Annotated in this window: 16 protein-coding genes and 1 riboswitch; of the genes, 10 read left to right on the forward strand and 6 right to left on the reverse strand. The window is 69.9% G+C overall.

Annotation, left to right across the window (positions count from 1 at the left end):
• The first annotated feature begins 42 nt into the window (after positions 1-42).
• The 6 genes from QNO06_RS15745 to QNO06_RS15770 all read left to right on the forward strand — a co-directional run bounded on the left by QNO06_RS15745 (position 43) and on the right by QNO06_RS15770 (position 8,093).
• Positions 43-1,338, forward strand: coding sequence for an ABC transporter substrate-binding protein (locus QNO06_RS15745; protein ID WP_227911979.1), 1,296 nt, complete (start codon positions 43-45; stop codon positions 1,336-1,338).
• Positions 1,339-1,449: 111 nt separating this feature from the next.
• Positions 1,450-2,613: an ADP-ribosylglycohydrolase family protein gene (locus tag QNO06_RS15750; protein ID WP_227911980.1), complete on the forward strand. Its 1,164-nt coding sequence runs from the start codon at positions 1,450-1,452 to the stop codon at positions 2,611-2,613.
• Complete coding sequence (locus tag QNO06_RS15755) at positions 2,610-4,085, forward strand: ADP-ribosylglycohydrolase family protein (RefSeq protein ID WP_227911981.1); 1,476 nt, start codon at positions 2,610-2,612, stop codon at positions 4,083-4,085. Before QNO06_RS15750 ends, QNO06_RS15755 begins: the two co-directional genes overlap by 4 nt.
• Entirely contained in the window at positions 4,082-6,043 is a 1,962-nt protein-coding gene (locus QNO06_RS15760) for an SUMF1/EgtB/PvdO family nonheme iron enzyme (RefSeq protein ID WP_227911982.1), read from the forward strand. Before QNO06_RS15755 ends, QNO06_RS15760 begins: the two co-directional genes overlap by 4 nt.
• Complete coding sequence (locus QNO06_RS15765; protein ID WP_227911983.1) at positions 6,040-7,230, forward strand: CaiB/BaiF CoA transferase family protein; 1,191 nt, start codon at positions 6,040-6,042, stop codon at positions 7,228-7,230. The genes QNO06_RS15760 and QNO06_RS15765 overlap by 4 nt, the downstream gene beginning before the upstream one ends.
• Before the next feature lie 11 nt (positions 7,231-7,241).
• Positions 7,242-8,093 (forward strand): HpcH/HpaI aldolase/citrate lyase family protein, encoded by an 852-nt coding sequence (locus QNO06_RS15770; RefSeq protein ID WP_284162470.1) that lies wholly within the window; start codon positions 7,242-7,244, stop codon positions 8,091-8,093.
• Here the strand turns inward: QNO06_RS15770 and QNO06_RS15775 are convergent.
• Positions 8,078-8,629, reverse strand: coding sequence for a dihydrofolate reductase family protein (locus tag QNO06_RS15775; RefSeq protein WP_227911985.1), 552 nt, complete (start codon positions 8,627-8,629; stop codon positions 8,078-8,080). The two genes, QNO06_RS15770 and QNO06_RS15775, sit on opposite strands and share 16 nt — an antisense overlap.
• Positions 8,630-8,762: 133 nt before the next feature.
• On the opposite strand from QNO06_RS15775, the gene QNO06_RS15780 reads away from it, so the two are divergent.
• Positions 8,763-9,014 (forward strand): hypothetical protein, encoded by a 252-nt coding sequence (locus QNO06_RS15780; RefSeq protein WP_227911986.1) that lies wholly within the window; start codon positions 8,763-8,765, stop codon positions 9,012-9,014.
• A gap of 32 nt (positions 9,015-9,046) precedes the next feature.
• Here the strand turns inward: QNO06_RS15780 and QNO06_RS15785 are convergent, their stop codons facing one another.
• From QNO06_RS15785 to QNO06_RS15795, 3 genes are read right to left on the reverse strand one after another with little or no spacing between them, the layout of a single operon-like run.
• The gene (locus tag QNO06_RS15785) at positions 9,047-10,654 is read right to left on the reverse strand and encodes a DUF6297 family protein (RefSeq protein WP_227911987.1); all 1,608 of its coding nucleotides are present in this window, start codon (positions 10,652-10,654) and stop codon (positions 9,047-9,049) included.
• Positions 10,655-10,657: 3 nt separating this feature from the next.
• Positions 10,658-11,344: an ABC transporter ATP-binding protein gene (locus QNO06_RS15790; protein ID WP_227911988.1), complete on the reverse strand. Its 687-nt coding sequence runs from the start codon at positions 11,342-11,344 to the stop codon at positions 10,658-10,660.
• Positions 11,345-11,392: 48 nt separating this feature from the next.
• The gene (locus QNO06_RS15795) at positions 11,393-11,707 is read right to left on the reverse strand and encodes a DMT family transporter (RefSeq protein ID WP_227911989.1); all 315 of its coding nucleotides are present in this window, start codon (positions 11,705-11,707) and stop codon (positions 11,393-11,395) included.
• Between the two features lie 10 nt (positions 11,708-11,717).
• Positions 11,718-11,784: riboswitch (guanidine-III (ykkC-III) riboswitch) on the reverse strand.
• A gap of 187 nt (positions 11,785-11,971) precedes the next feature.
• On the opposite strand from QNO06_RS15795, the gene QNO06_RS15800 reads away from it, so the two are divergent.
• Positions 11,972-12,520, forward strand: coding sequence for a GNAT family N-acetyltransferase (locus tag QNO06_RS15800; RefSeq protein WP_227911990.1), 549 nt, complete (start codon positions 11,972-11,974; stop codon positions 12,518-12,520).
• A 74-nt stretch (positions 12,521-12,594) separates the two neighbouring features.
• Positions 12,595-13,992: an LssY C-terminal domain-containing protein gene (locus QNO06_RS15805; RefSeq protein WP_227911991.1), complete on the forward strand. Its 1,398-nt coding sequence runs from the start codon at positions 12,595-12,597 to the stop codon at positions 13,990-13,992.
• 22 nt (positions 13,993-14,014) lie between these two features.
• Here QNO06_RS15805 and QNO06_RS15810 read toward each other — a convergent pair whose 3' ends face one another.
• The gene (locus QNO06_RS15810; RefSeq protein ID WP_227911992.1) at positions 14,015-14,971 is read right to left on the reverse strand and encodes a hypothetical protein; all 957 of its coding nucleotides are present in this window, start codon (positions 14,969-14,971) and stop codon (positions 14,015-14,017) included.
• Between the two features lie 80 nt (positions 14,972-15,051).
• On the reverse strand, positions 15,052-16,008 hold the full coding sequence (locus QNO06_RS15815; RefSeq protein WP_227911993.1) for an AraC family transcriptional regulator: 957 nt from the start codon (positions 16,006-16,008) through the stop codon (positions 15,052-15,054).
• Positions 16,009-16,122: 114 nt separating this feature from the next.
• Between QNO06_RS15815 and QNO06_RS15820 the strand changes: the two genes are divergently transcribed.
• Positions 16,123-16,860, forward strand: coding sequence for an SDR family oxidoreductase (locus QNO06_RS15820; RefSeq protein ID WP_227911994.1), 738 nt, complete (start codon positions 16,123-16,125; stop codon positions 16,858-16,860).
• The last annotated feature ends 43 nt before the right edge of the window (positions 16,861-16,903 follow it).

A 16,903-nucleotide genomic window follows, 5' to 3' on the forward strand; every position in this document is an offset into this window, starting at 1 on the left:
CGCCGCAAACCCGCATCATCCACCAGAAGGAAGGCAAGCATCATGAAGAGAATCCGAGGCATCGGCGCCGTCGCTTTCGCGGGCGTAGCCGTGCTTGCCCTGAGCGGCTGCCAGCAGGGCAGCACATCAAGCGGGTCCGACGGCGCCGAAGGCGATGCCGTCACCCTCCAGTTCCAGTCGCTCTCCGACCAGCCCGCCACTCAGGCCGCGGTGAAGTCCATCGTGGATGAGTGGAATGCCGAGAACGAAGATGTCCAGGTCGAGATTGTCCAGGCCGGCTGGGACGGGACCTTCGACAAGCTCATCACCCAGTTCTCCGGCGGCACCGCCCCGGACATCATCCACTACGAGGCCAGCTCCATTGTGTCCTTCGCCGCCGACGGCTACCTCGCGGATCTGAGCGACTATATTGACCCGGACCTGAAGTCGGACATTTCCGAAGGCATCTGGGATTCCGTCACGCAGGACGGGCAGATCATCGCCTACCCTTCCACCCTCCAGTCCTACATGGTCTTCGCCAACGCAGACCTGTTGGAGGCTGCCGGCGTCGAAATTCCCAGCGGCGAAACCATGACGTGGGAAGAGCTGCAGGAGATTGCCAAGGCCACCACAACGGACAGCACCTACGGACTGGGGTGGGGCCTCGCCTCGCCCACAGCGGCGATGATGAGCCTCTCGCTCGGCTTCGACGGCGGGTTCTTCGACGGAGAAGGCACCGATGCCTCGATCCAGGTGGAGGATTCCGAACTGGCGGTGCCTGAACGCATCCACGAAATGGCCTACACGGATAAGTCCATTGAACCCACCTCGCTGACCCAGTCGGGTTCGGACGTGCTCGCCTCGTTCTACGGCGGCAAGGTGGCGATGACGGTGCAGGGCTCGTTCCAGGCGACGAACATCGCCAACGACGCCCCGGAGGGCTTGAACTGGGTGGCGCTGCCGCCGCTGGAGGGTTCCGCCGGCGCCGTGCAGGCCGCGAACCCGCAAACCTATTCGGTGAACGTGGATTCCGAGTATGTGGAGGAGTCGGCCGACTTCCTCAACTTCCTGATGAACGGCGACAACCTGGCCTCGATCGCCTACGCCGACGCGCTCATCCCCTCCTCCGGCGCGGCCCGCGACGGCGTCGAGACGCTCGCGGCGGATGACCCGGCGTGGACCCAGGTGCTGGCCTCCGGCGAAGGCCTGGAAGGACCGCCTTTCCTGAAGGTGGAGAAGTACACCGAGTGGAAGGACACCATTGCCACGCCGGCCTACCAGCAGTACCTGGCCGACAAGATCACCAGCGACGAACTGGCCGCCCGGCTCTCCGACGGGTGGAACGACGTCGCCGGCTGATCCCGGACGCGGGGAGGGACAGGGCAGCCGGCCGGTTTGCCCCCGGCCCGCCGCTTTCGGCCCCCGGCCCTTTAAACCGCCGTCACTTTAAGAGGTACTCAAGGAGTGGGAATGTACGTGTTGCAGGATCGGGTGGCAGGGGTGCTTGCAGGCGCAGCCGTGGGGGACGCACTGGGAGGCGCCACGGAGGGCTGGACGCCGGAGCAGATTCAGGAGCGCCACGGCGGCCGGGTCGAGGGCATTGTGGGTCCGTTCCTGGCCGATTGGAGGACCGCGCGGCCCATTGCCCCTTTCCACAAGGGCGACGGCCACGTCACGGATGACACGCTTATGACGCACGCACTCGTGGAGGTGTACGCCAAGCGGCGCCGCCACCTCGATGCCTACGACGTTGCCGCCGACCTGGTACCGCTGATGATCGGCGAGCGCCGCTGGGTTCCGGAACTGGAAGACCATGCGCTGATCCTGCAGCGCGTTTTCCTGGCCGAGAAATGGCTCGTGGCGAAGCTGCATTACGGCCATGCCGACCCGCGGGAGGCGGGGGTGGGCAACATCGTGAACTGCGGTGCCGCCATGTACATGGCACCGGTGGGGCTGGTGCACATCGGTGATCCGCGCGGCGCTTACGCCGAAGCCATCGACATTGCGGGTGCGCACCAGTCCTCCTACGGGCGGGAGGCGGCCGGTGTGTTTGCAGCGGCGGTGGCAGCCGCCGCGGCACCCGGCGCGGCGATGGAGGACGTGCGCGCAGCGGTGCTGGGGGTCGCGCACGACGGCACCGCTGCGGCGATCCGGGCCGTGTTCGACGCCGTGGATGCCTTCACTGCCGACGGCGGGGATCCGTGCGACGTCGCACGGATGGTGCGCGCCGCCGTCGCACCCTATGACACGGTGGGCGAGCAGTACCGGGCCCCGGCCATGGACGCGCGGCTGCCCTCGCGCACCAAATCGATCGAAGAACTGCCCGCCGCCCTGGGGTTCGCGCTTGCCCGCGGCGGGGACCTGCGGGCCGCGGTGCTCGACGCCGTGAACTACGGGCGCGACGCCGACTCGATCGCGACGATGGCCGGCGCCGTCTGCGGCGGCCTGCACGGGATCGACGCCGTCCCGGCTGACTGGGTGGCGGACGTGACGGCGGCCAGCCGCCTCGACCTGGACGCTGTGGTCACCGCCATGACGGAGACGGTGCGGGAGGTGGCGCGGGCCGATCTGGACCGCACCGCCCGGCGAACCGCGGCGCTTCAGTCGCTGCTCAGCCGGGAGGAGGCACGGTGAGGCTGACCTGGGCGCAGCCGGAGGACCTGGTTCCGGCCGAGTTCGCCGCCCTCCGCGAGCAGGGCGTTCCCGAGGAGGACCTCGTTCCGATCGAGCGGCGGTGGGCCGCCGCCGGCGGACCCACCAGGCTGGAGCCGTCCGGGGCCGCGGTTGCGGATCCGGGCCCGGAGGTGCGCGCCATGGCCCGGCGGGTGCTCGATGAGCTGGCGGTCCTGCAGGTGCGCAGCGACGCCGAGCCGGATGACTGGCTGGAGATTTCCGCCCTGCTGCCGCCGGCCGCCCTGCTGCCGCCGGCCGCGCGGGGGGCCGCGGCGGTGAAGGGACCGGCGGCGAAGGGGCTGGCTGTGAAGGGACCGGCGGCGAAAACATCCCCGGCGTTCGAGCGGGTGCACGGGGCCTGGCTCGGCCGGGCGGCCGGATGTTTGCTGGGCAAACCCGTGGAGAAGATCCCCCGAGAGGGCATTGAAGAGATTGCCCGGGCCACCGGGAACTGGCCTATCCGCACGTATTTCACCGCGGCCGGGCTGCCCGCAGACATCGTGCAGCGCTGGCCGTGGAACCGGCGGTCCGCCCCCACCTCGCTGCTGGAGAACATCCAGGGGATGCCCGAGGATGATGACCTGAACTTTCCCATCCTCGCCCTGGAGCTGATGGAAACCTCGGGCCGCGCCCTGGCCACTGACCAGTTCGCGCAGGCATGGCTGGCGGCGCTGCCCGCCGGACGGGTGTTCACCGCCGAGCGCGCCGCGTACCGGAACATCCTCGACGCCCGGCCGGCGCCGGAGACGGCAACCCACCACAATCCGTTCCGCGAATGGATCGGTGCACTTATCCGCGCCGACGTGCACGGCTGGGTCCATCCCGGAGACGTCCGCGCCGCTGCTGCTTCAGCCTGGGCCGATGCCCGGCTCAGCCACACCCGCAACGGCATCTACGGAGAAATGTGGGCCGCCGCGCTGTGCTCCGCGTCCCTCACCGAAACCAGCGCCGACGCCGTGCTGGACGCCGCCGACACGGTGGTGCCGCCGTCGTCGCGGCTGGCCGCCGCAGTGCGCCTGGGGCGGAACACCGGGCGTGCACTCGCCCGCGGAACCATCACGGACGCTGCCGCCCTGGACGTATTGCACGCCGGGTTCGCCGGGATGCACTGGGTCCACTGCCTCAACAACGCGGCACTCATTGCCTGCGCCCTGCAGGCACACGGCGGAGACTTCAGCGCGGCCATTGCCTTCGCCGTCGCGGGCGGGTGGGACACCGACTCGGACGGCGCAACCGTTGGCTCCGTGGCCGGCGGGCTGCTGGGCGCCGGCGCAATTGGTGCGGAGTGGACGGATCCGCTGCAGGACCGCATCGCAACATCGCTTCCCGGCGGCGCGGAACGGTCCATCCGGAACCTGGCCGAACGCACACTCCGGCTGTCCCGGACCGGGGTACCGGACGCAACGGGTCTCATCGAAAGGACTAACGCATGAGTGGCGGGTTCGATCCCCTGCATCCGCGCGACGTCGACCTGCCCACCCGGGTGCCGCTCAAGGGGGACCTGAGCACCGGGGATGTGGCGATCTCGCTGGACGACGCCAAGATTTTCGCCGCGCCGGCGGACGCCGGTGATCTGGTGCAGTGGCGCCTGCAGCTCACGGCCTGGCGGGACGGGGCACGGAAGCGGCACGGCGAACCCACCCGGTACAACGACGGCGCCGCCGCCTGGGCCAGCCGGTGCTTCACCGTGGCGCAGGTCTGGTTGTGGGACGAGTTGTTCTTTGACTTCGAGGCACAGCGGTTCACGCCCGAACGGTTCCTCGCCGATGCCCGCGAGCGTTTCGGCGGGCTGGACGGCATTGTGCTGTGGCATGCGTATCCGGTGATCGGCATCGATGACCGGAACCAGTGGGATTACTACAACGTGCCCGGCCTCGCGGATGTTTCGGCCGCGCTGCGCCGCGCCGGTGTTGCCGTGTTCCTGAGCTACATGCCCTGGGACATCGGCACGCGCCGCAGCGGCGACGACGCGGCCGAGCTCACCGCCACCGTCCGCCGGCTCGGGGCGGACAGCGTTTTCCTCGACACCCTGAAAAAGGCCGACCGCTCGCTCGTCGCGGCCCTGGATGCGGCCCGTCCCGGGATCGGCCTGGAGGGCGAATCGAAACTCTCCACCGACCGCATTGCCGACCACACTCTGTCCTGGGCGCAGTGGTTCGCGGATTCCGAGGTTCCCGGCGTGCTGCGGGCACGGTGGTTTGAACGCCGGCACATGCAGCACCACATCCGCCGCTGGCACCGGGACCACGCCGAAGAGCTCCGCGCCGCCTGGCTCAACGGCGTCGGCGTCCTGGTGTGGGAAGTGGTGTTCGGCGCCTGGGTGGGCTGGAATGACCGGGATTCGGCCACGCTGCGCCGCATGGTTCCCGTCCAGCGCGGTTTCCACCGCTGGCTCGTGGACGGCGAATGGACACCGCTCACCGTGACCGAGGGGCCGGTGGTGGGCTCCAGCTTCGACCTCGACGGCATCAAACTGCTGCTCCTGGCCAACACCTCGGACACCGATGCCAAGCATCAGCTGGCCGGAACGGGGTGGGATCCGCTGCACCCGGGCGACACTTCCGAGGTGATCACCGTGCCGGCCAACAGCATAGCCGCAGCGGTCCAGGTCAGCGCCGGCGCCGTGGTTCCCGGGGAGATCGCTGCCGTTCAAACCGCCCTCGCCGGTGAGCCTGCCGTCCGGAATTCCTCCTTCCGGCACCGCCGCGCCCGGCGGCTCAGCGCCCCGCCCTGGCCGGGACCGGCGGCACCGGCTGCCTTTTCGGCCGCCGCCGTTTCGGCCGTCACTGTGCCGGCCGGTGAGTACACGCTGACCGTGCGTTACCGGATGCGGGAAACCGGGATGTACGGCGGAGCGCCCTACGTAGACGAGTGGAAGCCGCTGTCCCCGCGGCTCCATGACCAGCGCACGCTGGACCGGTTCGTGACGCTCCCACGGCCGGTGCATGTTGCCGCCGAGGAGGTGAGCGAAGCGGAATACGCCCGCTTCCTCGACGCCGTCGGCGAGCACGCCGAAGCCCGTGATCCGGAGCGTCCCGCCACCAAGGTGACGCTGGCCCGGGCCCGGGAGTACGCGGCCTGGGCCGGAGGCCGGCTGCCCAGTGAGGATGAGTGGCAGCTCGCGGCCGCCGATCCGGGTTTCCGGCGCAGGACCCCGGAAGTGTGGAACTGGACCGAGTCCGAGCACTCCGACGGCCGCACCCGCTTCGTGATGCTCAAGGGCGGCAGCGCCCACCGCAGCAGGGGCTCGAACTGGTATTTCGACGGCGGGGTGCAGCCGCCGGAGTTCACGGCCAAGCTGCTCCTGCCCGGACTGGGGCTGGACGCCTCCGCATCCATCGGGTTCCGGATCTGCCGGGACCAGTCCGACGACGGTGGAGGCCCCCAATGAGTCCGCTGGAGGGCCTGCGGGTCGTGGACGTTTCCACCCTGTTTGCCGGCCCGATGGCCGCCATGCATCTGGGCGACATGGGCGCCGACGTCGTGAAGGTGGAGCATCCCCGCCGCCCGGACCCGGCACGCGGCCACGGACCAGCCAAGGACGGGCAGAACCTCTGGTGGAAAACGCTGGGCCGGAACAAACACACAGTGGCCATCGACCTGCACACGGCGGGTGGACGCGGCGCGTTCCTGCGCCTGGCCCGCACCGCCGGCGTGATTGAAAACTTCCGCCCCGGGACGCTGGAACGCTGGGGGCTGGACTATGCCGCGCTGTCCGCACAGAACCCCGGGCTGGTCCTGGCGCGGGTCACCGGATTCGGGCAGATCGGGCCGTACCGGAACCGCCCCGGATTCGGTACGCTCGCCGAGGCGATGAGCGGGTTCGCGTCCTCCACCGGGGAGCCGGACGGGCCGCCCACGCTGCCGCCCTTCGGCCTGGCGGACGGCGTCGCGTCCCTGGCCACCGCGTACGCGGTCATGGTGGCCCTGCACGCCCGGGACCGGGACCCGGACGGCCGGGGCCAGGAGCTCGACGTCGCGATCATCGAACCGATCCTGGCGATGCTCGGCCCGCAGATCACCCGCTGGGACCAGCTGGGCACCGTGCAGCCGCGCATCGGAAACCGGTCCGTCAACAACGCACCGCGCAACACGTACCGCACCAAGGACGGGTCCTGGGTGGCGGTGTCCACGAGTGCGCAGTCCATTGCGGAGCGGGTCGTCGCCCTGGTCGGCCGGCCCGAACTCGCCGACGAGCCGTGGTTCGCCAGCGGCGCGGGACGGGCCGGGCACGCGGACCTGCTGGACGACGTCGTCGGCGCCTGGATTGCCCGGCACTCCCGTGCGGAGGTCATCGCCGCGTTCGACGCCGCCGAAGCCGCCGTGGCGCCGGTCTACGATGCCGCAGACATTGTTGCCGATCCGCAGTTCAACGCACTGGGCACCATCCACCGGATCAAGGACCCCGAGCTCGGCGACCTGGCCATGCAGGGGCCGCTGTTCCGGATGTCGCGGGATGCGGCAACCATTGCGTTCACCGGGCGGGCGCACGGCGCGGACACGGACAACGTGCTGACCGGGCTGGGGTACACGGCCGCGGAACTCGCCGCGCTGCGGGCGGACGGGAGCATCGGATGAGCCGGCCGGTCATGGTGGCCTTATATGCGCCGGCGGACCGGCCGGAGCGGTTCGCCAAAGCGCTGCAGGCCGGGGCGGATGCGGTCATCGTGGACCTGGAAGACGCCGTCGCCGCCTCCCGCAAGGACGCTGCCCGCGCGGCGCTGACCGACTTCGCGGCGTGCTGGGAAGAGTGCCGGGAAGCGGACGGCGGGGATGCTCCGGCGGTCCAGGTCCGGGTGAACGCGCGCGGGTCCCGGGCCCACGACGCCGACCTCGCCGCCGTTGCAGCGCTGCCCCCGGAGTTCGGGGTGCGGCTGCCGAAAACGCAGTCGGGCGCGGACGTTGCCGCCTTCCGCGCGGTGCTGCCGGGGCGGCAGGCGCATGCCCTGCTCGAATCGGCGCTGTCCATTGAGCGTGCGTTTGAGATTGCCGGTTCCGGTGTTGCCTCGATCGCCGCCGGTGAAGCGGATCTGCGGGCCGAGCTGGGGATTCCGGCCGGGCCGGCCGGCGAGGCGGGCCTGGCCTGGCCGCGCAGCCGCATCATCAACGCTGCTGCCGCGGCGGGCCTGCCCGCTCCGTTGATGGCGGTTTACGCCCATGTCCGGGACGTGGACGGGCTGGCCGCCAGCTGCCGTGCGGGCCGGGCGCTCGGTTTCGCCGGGCGGACCGCGGTGCATCCGCGCCAGATTGAGGTGATCCGCCGGGTCTTCACCCCGGATGCGGCTGAGCTGGCCCGGGCGCAGGGCATTGTGGAGCGTGTGCAGGCAGCAGCCCGTGACGGAAGCGGCGCTTTTGTGCTGGCGGACGGGACCTTTCTTGACGTCGCCATGCTGCGCGCTGCCGAGCGGGTGCTAGCCCTGGGAGGTCATTCCACCGCGTAGTCGAGCCGCACCGCCCCGTTCGCGAAGCGCCGCTCCCCCAGCAGGCGCAGGTTGATGCGGGATCCGCCCGGCAGCACCCGGGTACCGCCGCCCACGATCACCGGATAAACCACCAGCGAGACGGCGTCGACCAGTCCCATCTGCAGGGCGCTCTTGGCCAGCGTCGGCCCGCCGATGGTGACATTCCCGGCCACCTTCGCCCGCTCCACCGCCTCCCGGGTCAGCGCCGGTTCCAGTTCAGTCCGTTCCGTCCAAGGCTCGGTGAGGGTGGAGGAGAACACGGTTTTCGGCGTCGCCTGCCAGACCGCCGTGAACCGTTCGGCCCCGGGCGCGCCCGCAACGGCGGCCGGGTCCGTTTCCCACACGGCCATGCTTTCGTACATCCGCCGTCCGTACAGGACGGCGGCTGCGTCTTCCATGTCCTCGGTGTGGGAGAGAACCATTTCCTCGGAGGGCGCCATCCAGGAGAAGTCACCATTGGCGTCGGCGCTGTAACCGTCCAGAGAGCAGTTGATCGAATACATCAGGGATCCCATCGGCCCAGCAAACCCGCCCGGCTCGGCGGATACAAGGGTGCCGCAGGTCCCGGCCGGCGAATTCCCGGCCTGTTTACCGGCCGCAGCCCGCCGGGTCTGGACCGGTCAACTGTGGCGGTGGCACAGTGCTGGCATGGCTGATTCGAACCCTGATATGGAGCATTGGTGGCCGCAGCTGCCGGCCGCGGCCCAGCGGTGGCTGGTGAACCACAACGGTGAAGCGGTGCCGCTGGAAATCCAGGAGGAGATTATCGGTGCGGGCGGCACTGTGGTTGGGGAGGACTGGTGGGTAGGCACCAGCGACGACGACGGCTTCTACTTCTCGGACGCCGGCATCGACTGGATCGAGGACGCCGGCAATGACGAGTTCCCGGGCGCACCGTAAGCCGATTTACGTGCTGGGTCCTGTTCGGGGTCCTAACGAGGGTTCGAGAACATCACCAGCAGGACGCAGCCGGCGGAAAACACAGCCTGGCCCAGCAGCAGGGCACCCGGAACGTAGCCCAGGAACAGGCCCAGCAGCAACGGCACCGCTGCCAGCAAAATGGTGTCCAGGCCGCGGGCGAGGGACCCGGTTTGCGCCGTCGGGACCGGGCCGAACACGGTGTCCGACGGCGGAACCGTCCAGTCCGGCAGCGGCCGGTAGGCACCCCGCACCGCGGCGGCGCCGAGCCCGGTTCCGGCGAGTGCGCCGAGCCCGATCAGCGCCGGGCTGCCCGCCCCCAGCAACACCAGGACGGTACAGAACCCGGCGGACCACAGGGCCATGGCAGCGGCGGGCAGCGTCATCCGGCTCAACCGCACCAGTGCCGGGGACAGCGGCAGCAGGGCGTCCAGGCCGGGGGTGATGGCGGTTTGCCGGGCCAGAGCACCCATGGCCGGGACGGCCGCGCCGATGGTGAGCAGGATGACGGCCAGCTGCATCAGGGCCGGTTGCTGTCCGGCTGCCAGCAGGACAGCAACGCACAGCAGGAGCAGCAGCACCGGACGGCCCCATAGTCCTGGGGTGCGCAGGAACGCGGTGGCATCGGCGCGCAGCAGTGCGCCGAACGGTGTACGGGCACCCTTGGCATACCAGCGTCGGGCGCGGCGGGAGGTCCGGGCGCCGGGGGCGGCGGCGAACGCCCGCCCCAGCTCATTGGTGTCCATCAGATACAGCGCCGCCCCGGCGTGGCCGGACACTCCCCCGCCGCGGATCAGTTCACGTCCCGGGATCCGCTCCAACCGCGTCTGGACCCACAGCCCCAGTCCGACGACGGCGGCCAGCGCCGCGGGGGCGGGCCACCACTCGCCGGCGGCAGCCAGCCGGGGAAGGAAACCCAGCAATGCCAGCAGCACCAATGCACCGGCCGTACCGAACGGTCCGGCCGGGATGCCGTTTCCTGCCGTCGGGCGATTTCCGCCCGGCTGTCCGTCTACCTGCTGCCCGCCTACCTGGCCGTTCCCGGCCGACTGCCCCACGGCCGCCAGCAGCAACGCGCATACCGCGGCCAAGCCGAAGACGGCTGCCCCGGCGAGCTGGCCGGCGAATGCCGCCTGCAGGTCGGTAATCACCCCGACCGGCAGATACAGCACCGCACCGGCCGCCCACACCATGCCGCCACGGCGCAGCAGCCTCCCGGTGAGGAACGGCCGGCGGTCCACGGGCAGGCCCAGCCACCAGTACCCCTCGGCGGAAGTCACCGCCACCGGCCCCAGCTTCCGGGCCCCGGTGAGCACCGCCGCCAGGGCAGCGAACAGCAGGACGGTGACGGCCGCGCCGTCGGGCAGGCCGGTCCATTCAGCGGCAACGATGGTGCGGCGGCCGCCGGCACCGGACCCCAGGGCACGCGCCACCTCGTTCCGCAGCGCGAGGACCAGTCCCCCGGCCAGCGCCAGGATGGTGCCCACCCCCAGGAGCGTGGTGTAAGCCTCCAGCAGCACGTCCCGGAGGCGGGTGCTGCCGCGGCGGTGGCTCCGCGACACGGTACGGGTGTAGCGGGCCGGATTGAACTGCGGCGAAGCGGGCGCGGTGGTGCGGGCCATGCGCTATTTACCGGCGATCTCGGCGGCGGCGCGGGCGGGTTCGATCTCGCGCACCTCGTCATCTATGAGCAGGCAGCGCTCCGCCGTCGCCAGGAGCAGCGCCGGATCGTGGGTCACCAGCAGGACCGTGCCGCCGTCGTCGGCGTAATCCCGGATGCGGACTCCCACGCGTTCGCGCATCACCGGGTCCAGGCGCTGTTCGGGTTCATCGAGGATCAGCAGCGAGGACGGGCGGATCAGGGCCGAGGCGAGCAGCAGCCGGCGGCGCTGGCCGGAGGAGACGGAATCCGGCACGGCGTCGGCGCGGTCCTGCAGCCCGAAGAAGTCCAGTTCCGCGTCGACGGCGGCGTCCGGGTCCGGCACGGAATGGCCGCGGGCCACCAGCTGCAGGTGTTCGCGGAGCGACAGCGACGGGAAGAAGGCGTCCTCGTCAAAGAGGGCGGCGACCTGGCGGCGGAAGGGGATGGCGTCCTCATTGGCGGGCAGGCCGTGCACCCGCACCTCGCCGTCGAGCATCAACTGTTTGCCGGCAATCGTGCGGGCGGCAGTGGACTTGCCGGCCCCGTTGAAACCGACGACGCCGAGGATCTCCCCGGGCGACGCGGAGGCGGTGATCGCCCCGCAGACGGGAGCGCCGGCGTAGCCCACCAGCAGTTGGGAAATCTCGAGCACGAGCCCGGCAGCAGTCATGCCCACCAATGTAGCGGGGCGGGCGGGCCGTTCAGGCCAAGGACATGTCTAGTGCAGCGACTTCAACCCGATCACGCCGCCCACAATCATGGCCAGGAACAGGATCTTCAGCAGGGACACGGATTCGGCGCCGGTGGCCATGCCGTAAATGACGGTCAGAGTGGCGCCGATCCCCACCCACACGGCGTACGACGTGCCCAGCGGCAGTTCGCGCATGGCGTACGCGAGCCCGGCCATGCTCGCGACAAGCGCGGTGACGAAGATGGCGGACGGCCAGAAGCGGCTGAACCCCTGCGACTTGTCCAGGGCGGTGGCCCACACTGCCTCCAGGACACCGGACAGAACTAGAACAATCCATGACATGGCAATCTCCCACGGGCCGTCTTGTCGCACACCGGGTACGGCACCCCTCGTCCGGGAGACCGTGTCGCGGCCTCCCTTCCACGGTCGCACGCACGGGTGCCGGGGGCAACTCGGGGCGAGGCGTGCTGCCGGTGCGGACGAAAAGGCAAAAATTACCGTCACGGGGATCGAAAAGGCACAAATTACCGGTTTCCGGGGCGAAAAACGGTAATTTGTGCCTTCTCGTTTCGACCGGGCGACACCCGCAGCAACTAGAGTGGCCGCATGCCGCAGCTGATCGCCCCCACTGCCGCACTGGAGGGCGCCTGGCGTCAGGCCCGCGCGGAGTGGGGCCCGGGCGTCCACGAGGACGGGTTCGGGCTGCGGCCGGAGGACGACGTCGAAACCTCCGCCGGGTTCTCGGCCTGGCTCCGGCGGCTGGCGGCGGACACCGGCTGCACCTACCGGTGGATCGTCTCCGGCGGGCAGGTGCTGGGCGGGATCGCCCTGCGTCACGGCGACGCCGACGCGGTGCGCCGGGCCGGGAACATCGGCTACGGCATCCGCCCCTCCGCCCGGCGGCAGGGCCATGCGGTGGCCGCGCTGCGGGCCATGCTCGACGAGGCGCGGGAGCTGGGCCTGCCCGAAGTGCTGCTGATCTGCGGGAAGGAGAACACCGCCTCCGCCCGCACCATCGAATGGGCCGGCGGCATCCCGGCCGGTCCCGCCGTCGGTCCCGGCAGCGGCGCGACTGGCCGCGGCAGCGGCCGCGGTGGCAGCGGCGCGAGGATGCGGAAGTATGTCATCTCCACGGGTGCAGGCACCGCGGACTGAAGCTCTGACACGTCCGGCCCCTGCAGGAAGCACCGCGCATTGACGTGAGCCGGGGCGGCGGTCAGCGTGGATTCATGACAGAACCGGACGCTGCAGGCGCAGGCAGAAATGCCGCCGCCCCAGGCCCGGACACTGACCCGGGGCCGGGGCCGGGGCCTGCGGCTACCGCACTGGACTCAGCCTTTTTCGCCTTCAGCGGCCTCGCCGCGATTTGGTTCGCCGTCCTGCTGTTCCAAAGATCGCTGGAGCTGGGGCTGGGGCACATCGGGTTCCTTATCGTGTTCTGGGCGGCGCTGGCCTACCTGGTGCTGCCGCGGGTGGACCGGATCCTGACAAAGATCTTCATCCCGGACTACTTCATGGGACGGACCCGCACCAATGCCGGTTTGTTCGGGGACGCCGTCAACCTTGCGTTCCTGGGCACCGAGGAACAGCTCCGCGGAGCGCTGGGCCGGGCCGGCTGGCATCTGGCGGACCCGGTGACGCTGTCCAGCAGTTGGCGGATTGTCTCCTCGACCCTGCTGCACCGCAGCTACCCGTATGCGCCGGTGAGTCCGCTGCTGCTGTTCGGCCGGGAACAGGATTTCGCCTACGAGCAGGAAGTGGACGGCAACCCGCGGCAACGCCACCACGTGCGGTTCTGGCGCTGCCCGGAGGGCTGGATGCTGCCAGGAGGCATTGCCTCCGACTGGCTGGCGGCAGCGTCCTTCGACCGCGCCGTCGGCCTGTCCCTGTTCACGCTGCAAGTCACCCACCGGGTCGGCGAAAACATCGACGCCGAACGGGACTACCTCGTCTCCACCATGGAAGAGAACTCCCCGGAGATCTCGGTGCAGGTCATCAAGAACTTCTCCTCGGGCTACCACTCGCGCAACGGCGGCGGTGATTCGATCGCCACCGACGGTGATCTGCCGGTGGTAGACCTGGCCCGCATACCGGAGGAGGCCGGAGAACAGGAGGAGCTGGCGGCGATCAACCGGACCGGTTCCGGCGCCCTCTCCCGGCTGCCACTTCACCGGCCTGCTCCGGTGGTCTTCGGTGCCGTCCTGGTGTTCCTGCGCGGAGTCGCGGCTTTCACGGTGGCCTCGCCGTTCCTGGCCCGGTTTGCCAATGGGCCCTGGGTGACCCAACTGCTGGGCGAAGACAGCCAGGGGCTCGCGGATATGGGCAGCGCCTACGCTCCGGCCAGCGTCTCGCTGACTGTGTTCGCCGGCGTGGAAGCGGTGCTGGCCGTGCTGATCCTGCGCGGCAGCAACATTGCCCGGGTCTCGGCCATGTCCCTGAGCTCCGCGGCCATCATCCTGCAGGTGGTTACGGTGTTCAGCCAGCCCGGGGTGCCGCTGGGCTCGAACCTGTTCGGGTATTCCTTCGACATCCTGCTGATCCTGGCCCTGTCCAGCAGCCGGGCCAGGATCTACGCCCGTATGCACGGCCGCCGCCACCTGCACCGGCGTGTGCAGCAGACTGGGTAGGCGGATTGGCTGGGCGGACCGGTTAGGCAGTGCGGCGGGTAACCATGCGCACAAGCACCCCGGCCACACCCAGCGCTGCGGCCAGCACCACCGTCCCCACGGCTCCGGGCGAATCCAGCGCTGCCGTAAAGGAGCCTGCGGCGTATTCCTGCATCAGCGCCAGGTCACCCCGGAAAACGCGTGTGCCCAGTGCCCCGGCGACGGCGTCGAACAGGACCGGGACCGTCCACAGCAGTGCCAGATCCACCACCCATACTGCCGCGCGGCCCATCCGGTCAGGCGGACACCAGGCCAGGGCCAGCCCCGCCAGCACCGCCGGGAACCAGTGGCCCAGCATCGAGACCACCGGAGGCAGGGCGAAGGACTCCCAGAACACCTCGCCCCAGGCAAACAGCCACTCCCCCGCCGGCACCGCCGCCAAGCCGATCCCCAGCGCCGCCACGGCCTTGCTCCGCGACCGAACGGCCAGGAGCACCACCACCGCAGCCGCTATTGCCGCGACCACCCCGGCCAGCAGCCCGTAGAAGTAAAGGTCGCCCAGGCTGCCCATAAGCAGCCCGTCGCCCAGGACCGAAAAGGACTGCACCGCGGCGGCGACCTGCACCAGCAGCAGTCCCGCGGCCGCCCAGCCGACCGCTGTCCAATGGCGGGCCGGAGCCCACCAGCGCAGGCCTAAGGCAGCCACCAGTCCGCCGGTAACCATCAGGCCTACGATCCGGATGGCCATGTACTGGCTCAACGGCAGCAATGCCACGGGCATATCCTCGGGCATGGTCTGGAAGGCCCACAGATTCTGCACCGGCAGCACCATGCCGGTAGCGACCCAGGGCGCCAATCCCACCAGTCCGGCAAACACGCCGATTCCCAGTGCGATCAGCACCAGCGTGGCGACCGGGTGCTGCCGGCCGGCATACGTGCCTGGGCGGGCATCGCCGTCGTCGTGACTGGGCCGGCCCGGCTGCGCTGCGCTGTGACTCATGGAATTCCCCCCGGAAGCTGTTGGGCACCGCACCGGACCGCGCCCGGAAGTGCTGCGGACAGCCTAACGGCGCCAGGCGCCTAGTTCGACGCCGCGAGCCCGCGCATCCGGGTGCGGTAGCGAAGCGGGGACTCCCCGATGCTGCGTTTGAAGGCCGTGCTGAAGGAGCTTTCCGAGGAAAAGCCCAGGTCCAGGGCGAGCGACCGGATCCGGACGTCCCCGGAGCGCAGCTCCCGCTGCGCCACCAGCATCCGCCAGTTGTTCAGGTAGGTGCGCGGCGGAGTGCCGGCCACCTCACGGAACCGTTCAGCGAAGGCGGTGCGGGACATCGCTGCCGCACGCGCCAGCTCTTCCAGGGACCAGGGTTTGTCCGGCCGGGAGTGGATCAGTGCGACGGCGGGCCGCAGGCGGTCATCGGTCAGCAGTTTCAGCCAGCCGCTGGGCAGCTCCGCCTCTTCCAGAAAGGCCCGGAGCACGTCCACCAGCAGCAGCTGCCCGTACTGCCGGACCGCGAACTCCGATCCCATCCGCGCGTTGGACACCTCCGCGAAGAGCCGCTCCATCAGCCCGTGCATGTGCGGGGCGGCTGCGGAGCCGGAGCGGATGTGCGCCACGGGCGGCAGGGCCTGCAGCAGCAGTTCCCGCCCGGCATCATTGACGGCAATCCGGCCGCCGATGATGATGTCCTCCTCGCCGGGTTCCCCCTCCCCCACGCGGACAAAGGTGCCGCTGGCCGGCGGATCCAGCCGGACCGGCACGCTGTCCCCGGGGCCTTCCCCGGCGCCGCCCCCGTTGCAGCCCTCCAACCGGAGCCAGGTGCGGCCGTTGAGCACGGCCACCTCGCCGGCTTCCAAAAGCAGCGGGGTTTCTGCGCCGTTGGTGGACACCCGCATGGACCCCTGCACCACGGCGAAGAACTTCAGGTCCTCCTCCAGCAGGCTTTCCGACTCCCAGCGCCCGTGCACCGCCGTACTGCCCGAGATGATCCCGCGCACCTCAATGAAGTCCAGCACTTCCGACAACCGGTCATTCGCCATGTTTGTACTCTAGAGCAATAAATGCGGACTTTAAGTTATTCCGCGTACAGATTTTCGCGGGCAGACTGGAAGGCGTCCTCCAGTTCGGAGGAAAAGTTTTCTTTAGGAGTTCCCATGAATGACAGCATGATTACCCTCGTCACCGGCGCCAACAAGGGCATTGGCCGGCAGATCGCCGGGCAGCTGTCCGCGCTTGGCCACACCGTGGTGGTGGCCGCACGGAGCGCCGTCGCCGGCGAACGGGCAGCGGCAGAGCTGCGGGCCGAGGGCGGCGACGCCTTTGCCGTGGTCCTGGATGTCACTGACCGCGACTCGGTGGAAGCCGCCGCCGACGCGGTCAAAACCCGTTTCGGCCGTCTGGATGCCCTGGTCAACAACGCCGGCATCGTCGCGACGCCGGGGGTCAGCTTTGCCGCCCAGCAGCCCGGCTCGGTGGACGTCAATGAGATCCGTTCCGTTTTCGACACCAACTTCTTCGGCGTCATCAACGTAACCTCGGCGTTCCTGCCACTGCTGCGCCTGTCCCGGACCCCGCGGATCGTCAACGTCTCCAGCGTGGCGGGATCGCTCACGGCGGTCTCCGATCCGGCCAATACCGACCCGATCGCGGCCGGCTACGCCCCCTCCAAGACGGCACTGACCTCGCTGACACTGCAGTACGCGAAGGGCCTTGCGCCGGAAGGGATCCTGGTCAATGCGGTGTGCCCCGGCTTTGTGGCCACGGACTTGAATGGTTTCCGCGGTACCCGCACCCCGGAACAGGGCGCTCGGGCTGCGGTGCGGATGGCCACCATTCCCGCCAACGGTCCCACCGGCACGTTCAGCGACGAAGACGGCCCGCTGCCCTGGTAACTGCGTACCGGGCAGGGCGGCAGGGTGGCAGGGTAGTCCGGAC

The organism is Arthrobacter sp. zg-Y20 (assembly GCF_030142075.1).
Taxonomy (GTDB): Bacteria; Actinomycetota; Actinomycetes; order Actinomycetales; family Micrococcaceae; genus Arthrobacter_B.

What these genes read in the sequence shown, in the direction of transcription:
- QNO06_RS15805 (WP_227911991.1), top strand. Translation starts at nt 12,595, where the DNA reads ATGACAGAACCGGACGCTGCAGGCGCAGGCAGAAATGCCGCCGCCCCA.
- QNO06_RS15820 (WP_227911994.1), top strand. Translation starts at nt 16,123, where the DNA reads ATGAATGACAGCATGATTACCCTCGTCACCGGCGCCAACAAGGGCATT.
- QNO06_RS15790 (WP_227911988.1), bottom strand. Translation starts at nt 11,344, where the DNA reads ATGACTGCTGCCGGGCTCGTGCTCGAGATTTCCCAACTGCTGGTGGGC.
- QNO06_RS15810 (WP_227911992.1), bottom strand. Translation starts at nt 14,971, where the DNA reads ATGAGTCACAGCGCAGCGCAGCCGGGCCGGCCCAGTCACGACGACGGC.
- QNO06_RS15770 (WP_284162470.1), top strand. Translation starts at nt 7,242, where the DNA reads ATGGTGGCCTTATATGCGCCGGCGGACCGGCCGGAGCGGTTCGCCAAA.
- QNO06_RS15795 (WP_227911989.1), bottom strand. Translation starts at nt 11,707, where the DNA reads ATGTCATGGATTGTTCTAGTTCTGTCCGGTGTCCTGGAGGCAGTGTGG.
- QNO06_RS15750 (WP_227911980.1), top strand. Translation starts at nt 1,450, where the DNA reads ATGTACGTGTTGCAGGATCGGGTGGCAGGGGTGCTTGCAGGCGCAGCC.
- QNO06_RS15775 (WP_227911985.1), bottom strand. Translation starts at nt 8,629, where the DNA reads ATGGGATCCCTGATGTATTCGATCAACTGCTCTCTGGACGGTTACAGC.
- QNO06_RS15780 (WP_227911986.1), top strand. Translation starts at nt 8,763, where the DNA reads ATGGCTGATTCGAACCCTGATATGGAGCATTGGTGGCCGCAGCTGCCG.
- QNO06_RS15745 (WP_227911979.1), top strand. Translation starts at nt 43, where the DNA reads ATGAAGAGAATCCGAGGCATCGGCGCCGTCGCTTTCGCGGGCGTAGCC.
- QNO06_RS15765 (WP_227911983.1), top strand. Translation starts at nt 6,040, where the DNA reads ATGAGTCCGCTGGAGGGCCTGCGGGTCGTGGACGTTTCCACCCTGTTT.
- QNO06_RS15785 (WP_227911987.1), bottom strand. Translation starts at nt 10,654, where the DNA reads ATGGCCCGCACCACCGCGCCCGCTTCGCCGCAGTTCAATCCGGCCCGC.
- QNO06_RS15815 (WP_227911993.1), bottom strand. Translation starts at nt 16,008, where the DNA reads ATGGCGAATGACCGGTTGTCGGAAGTGCTGGACTTCATTGAGGTGCGC.
- QNO06_RS15760 (WP_227911982.1), top strand. Translation starts at nt 4,082, where the DNA reads ATGAGTGGCGGGTTCGATCCCCTGCATCCGCGCGACGTCGACCTGCCC.
- QNO06_RS15800 (WP_227911990.1), top strand. Translation starts at nt 11,972, where the DNA reads ATGCCGCAGCTGATCGCCCCCACTGCCGCACTGGAGGGCGCCTGGCGT.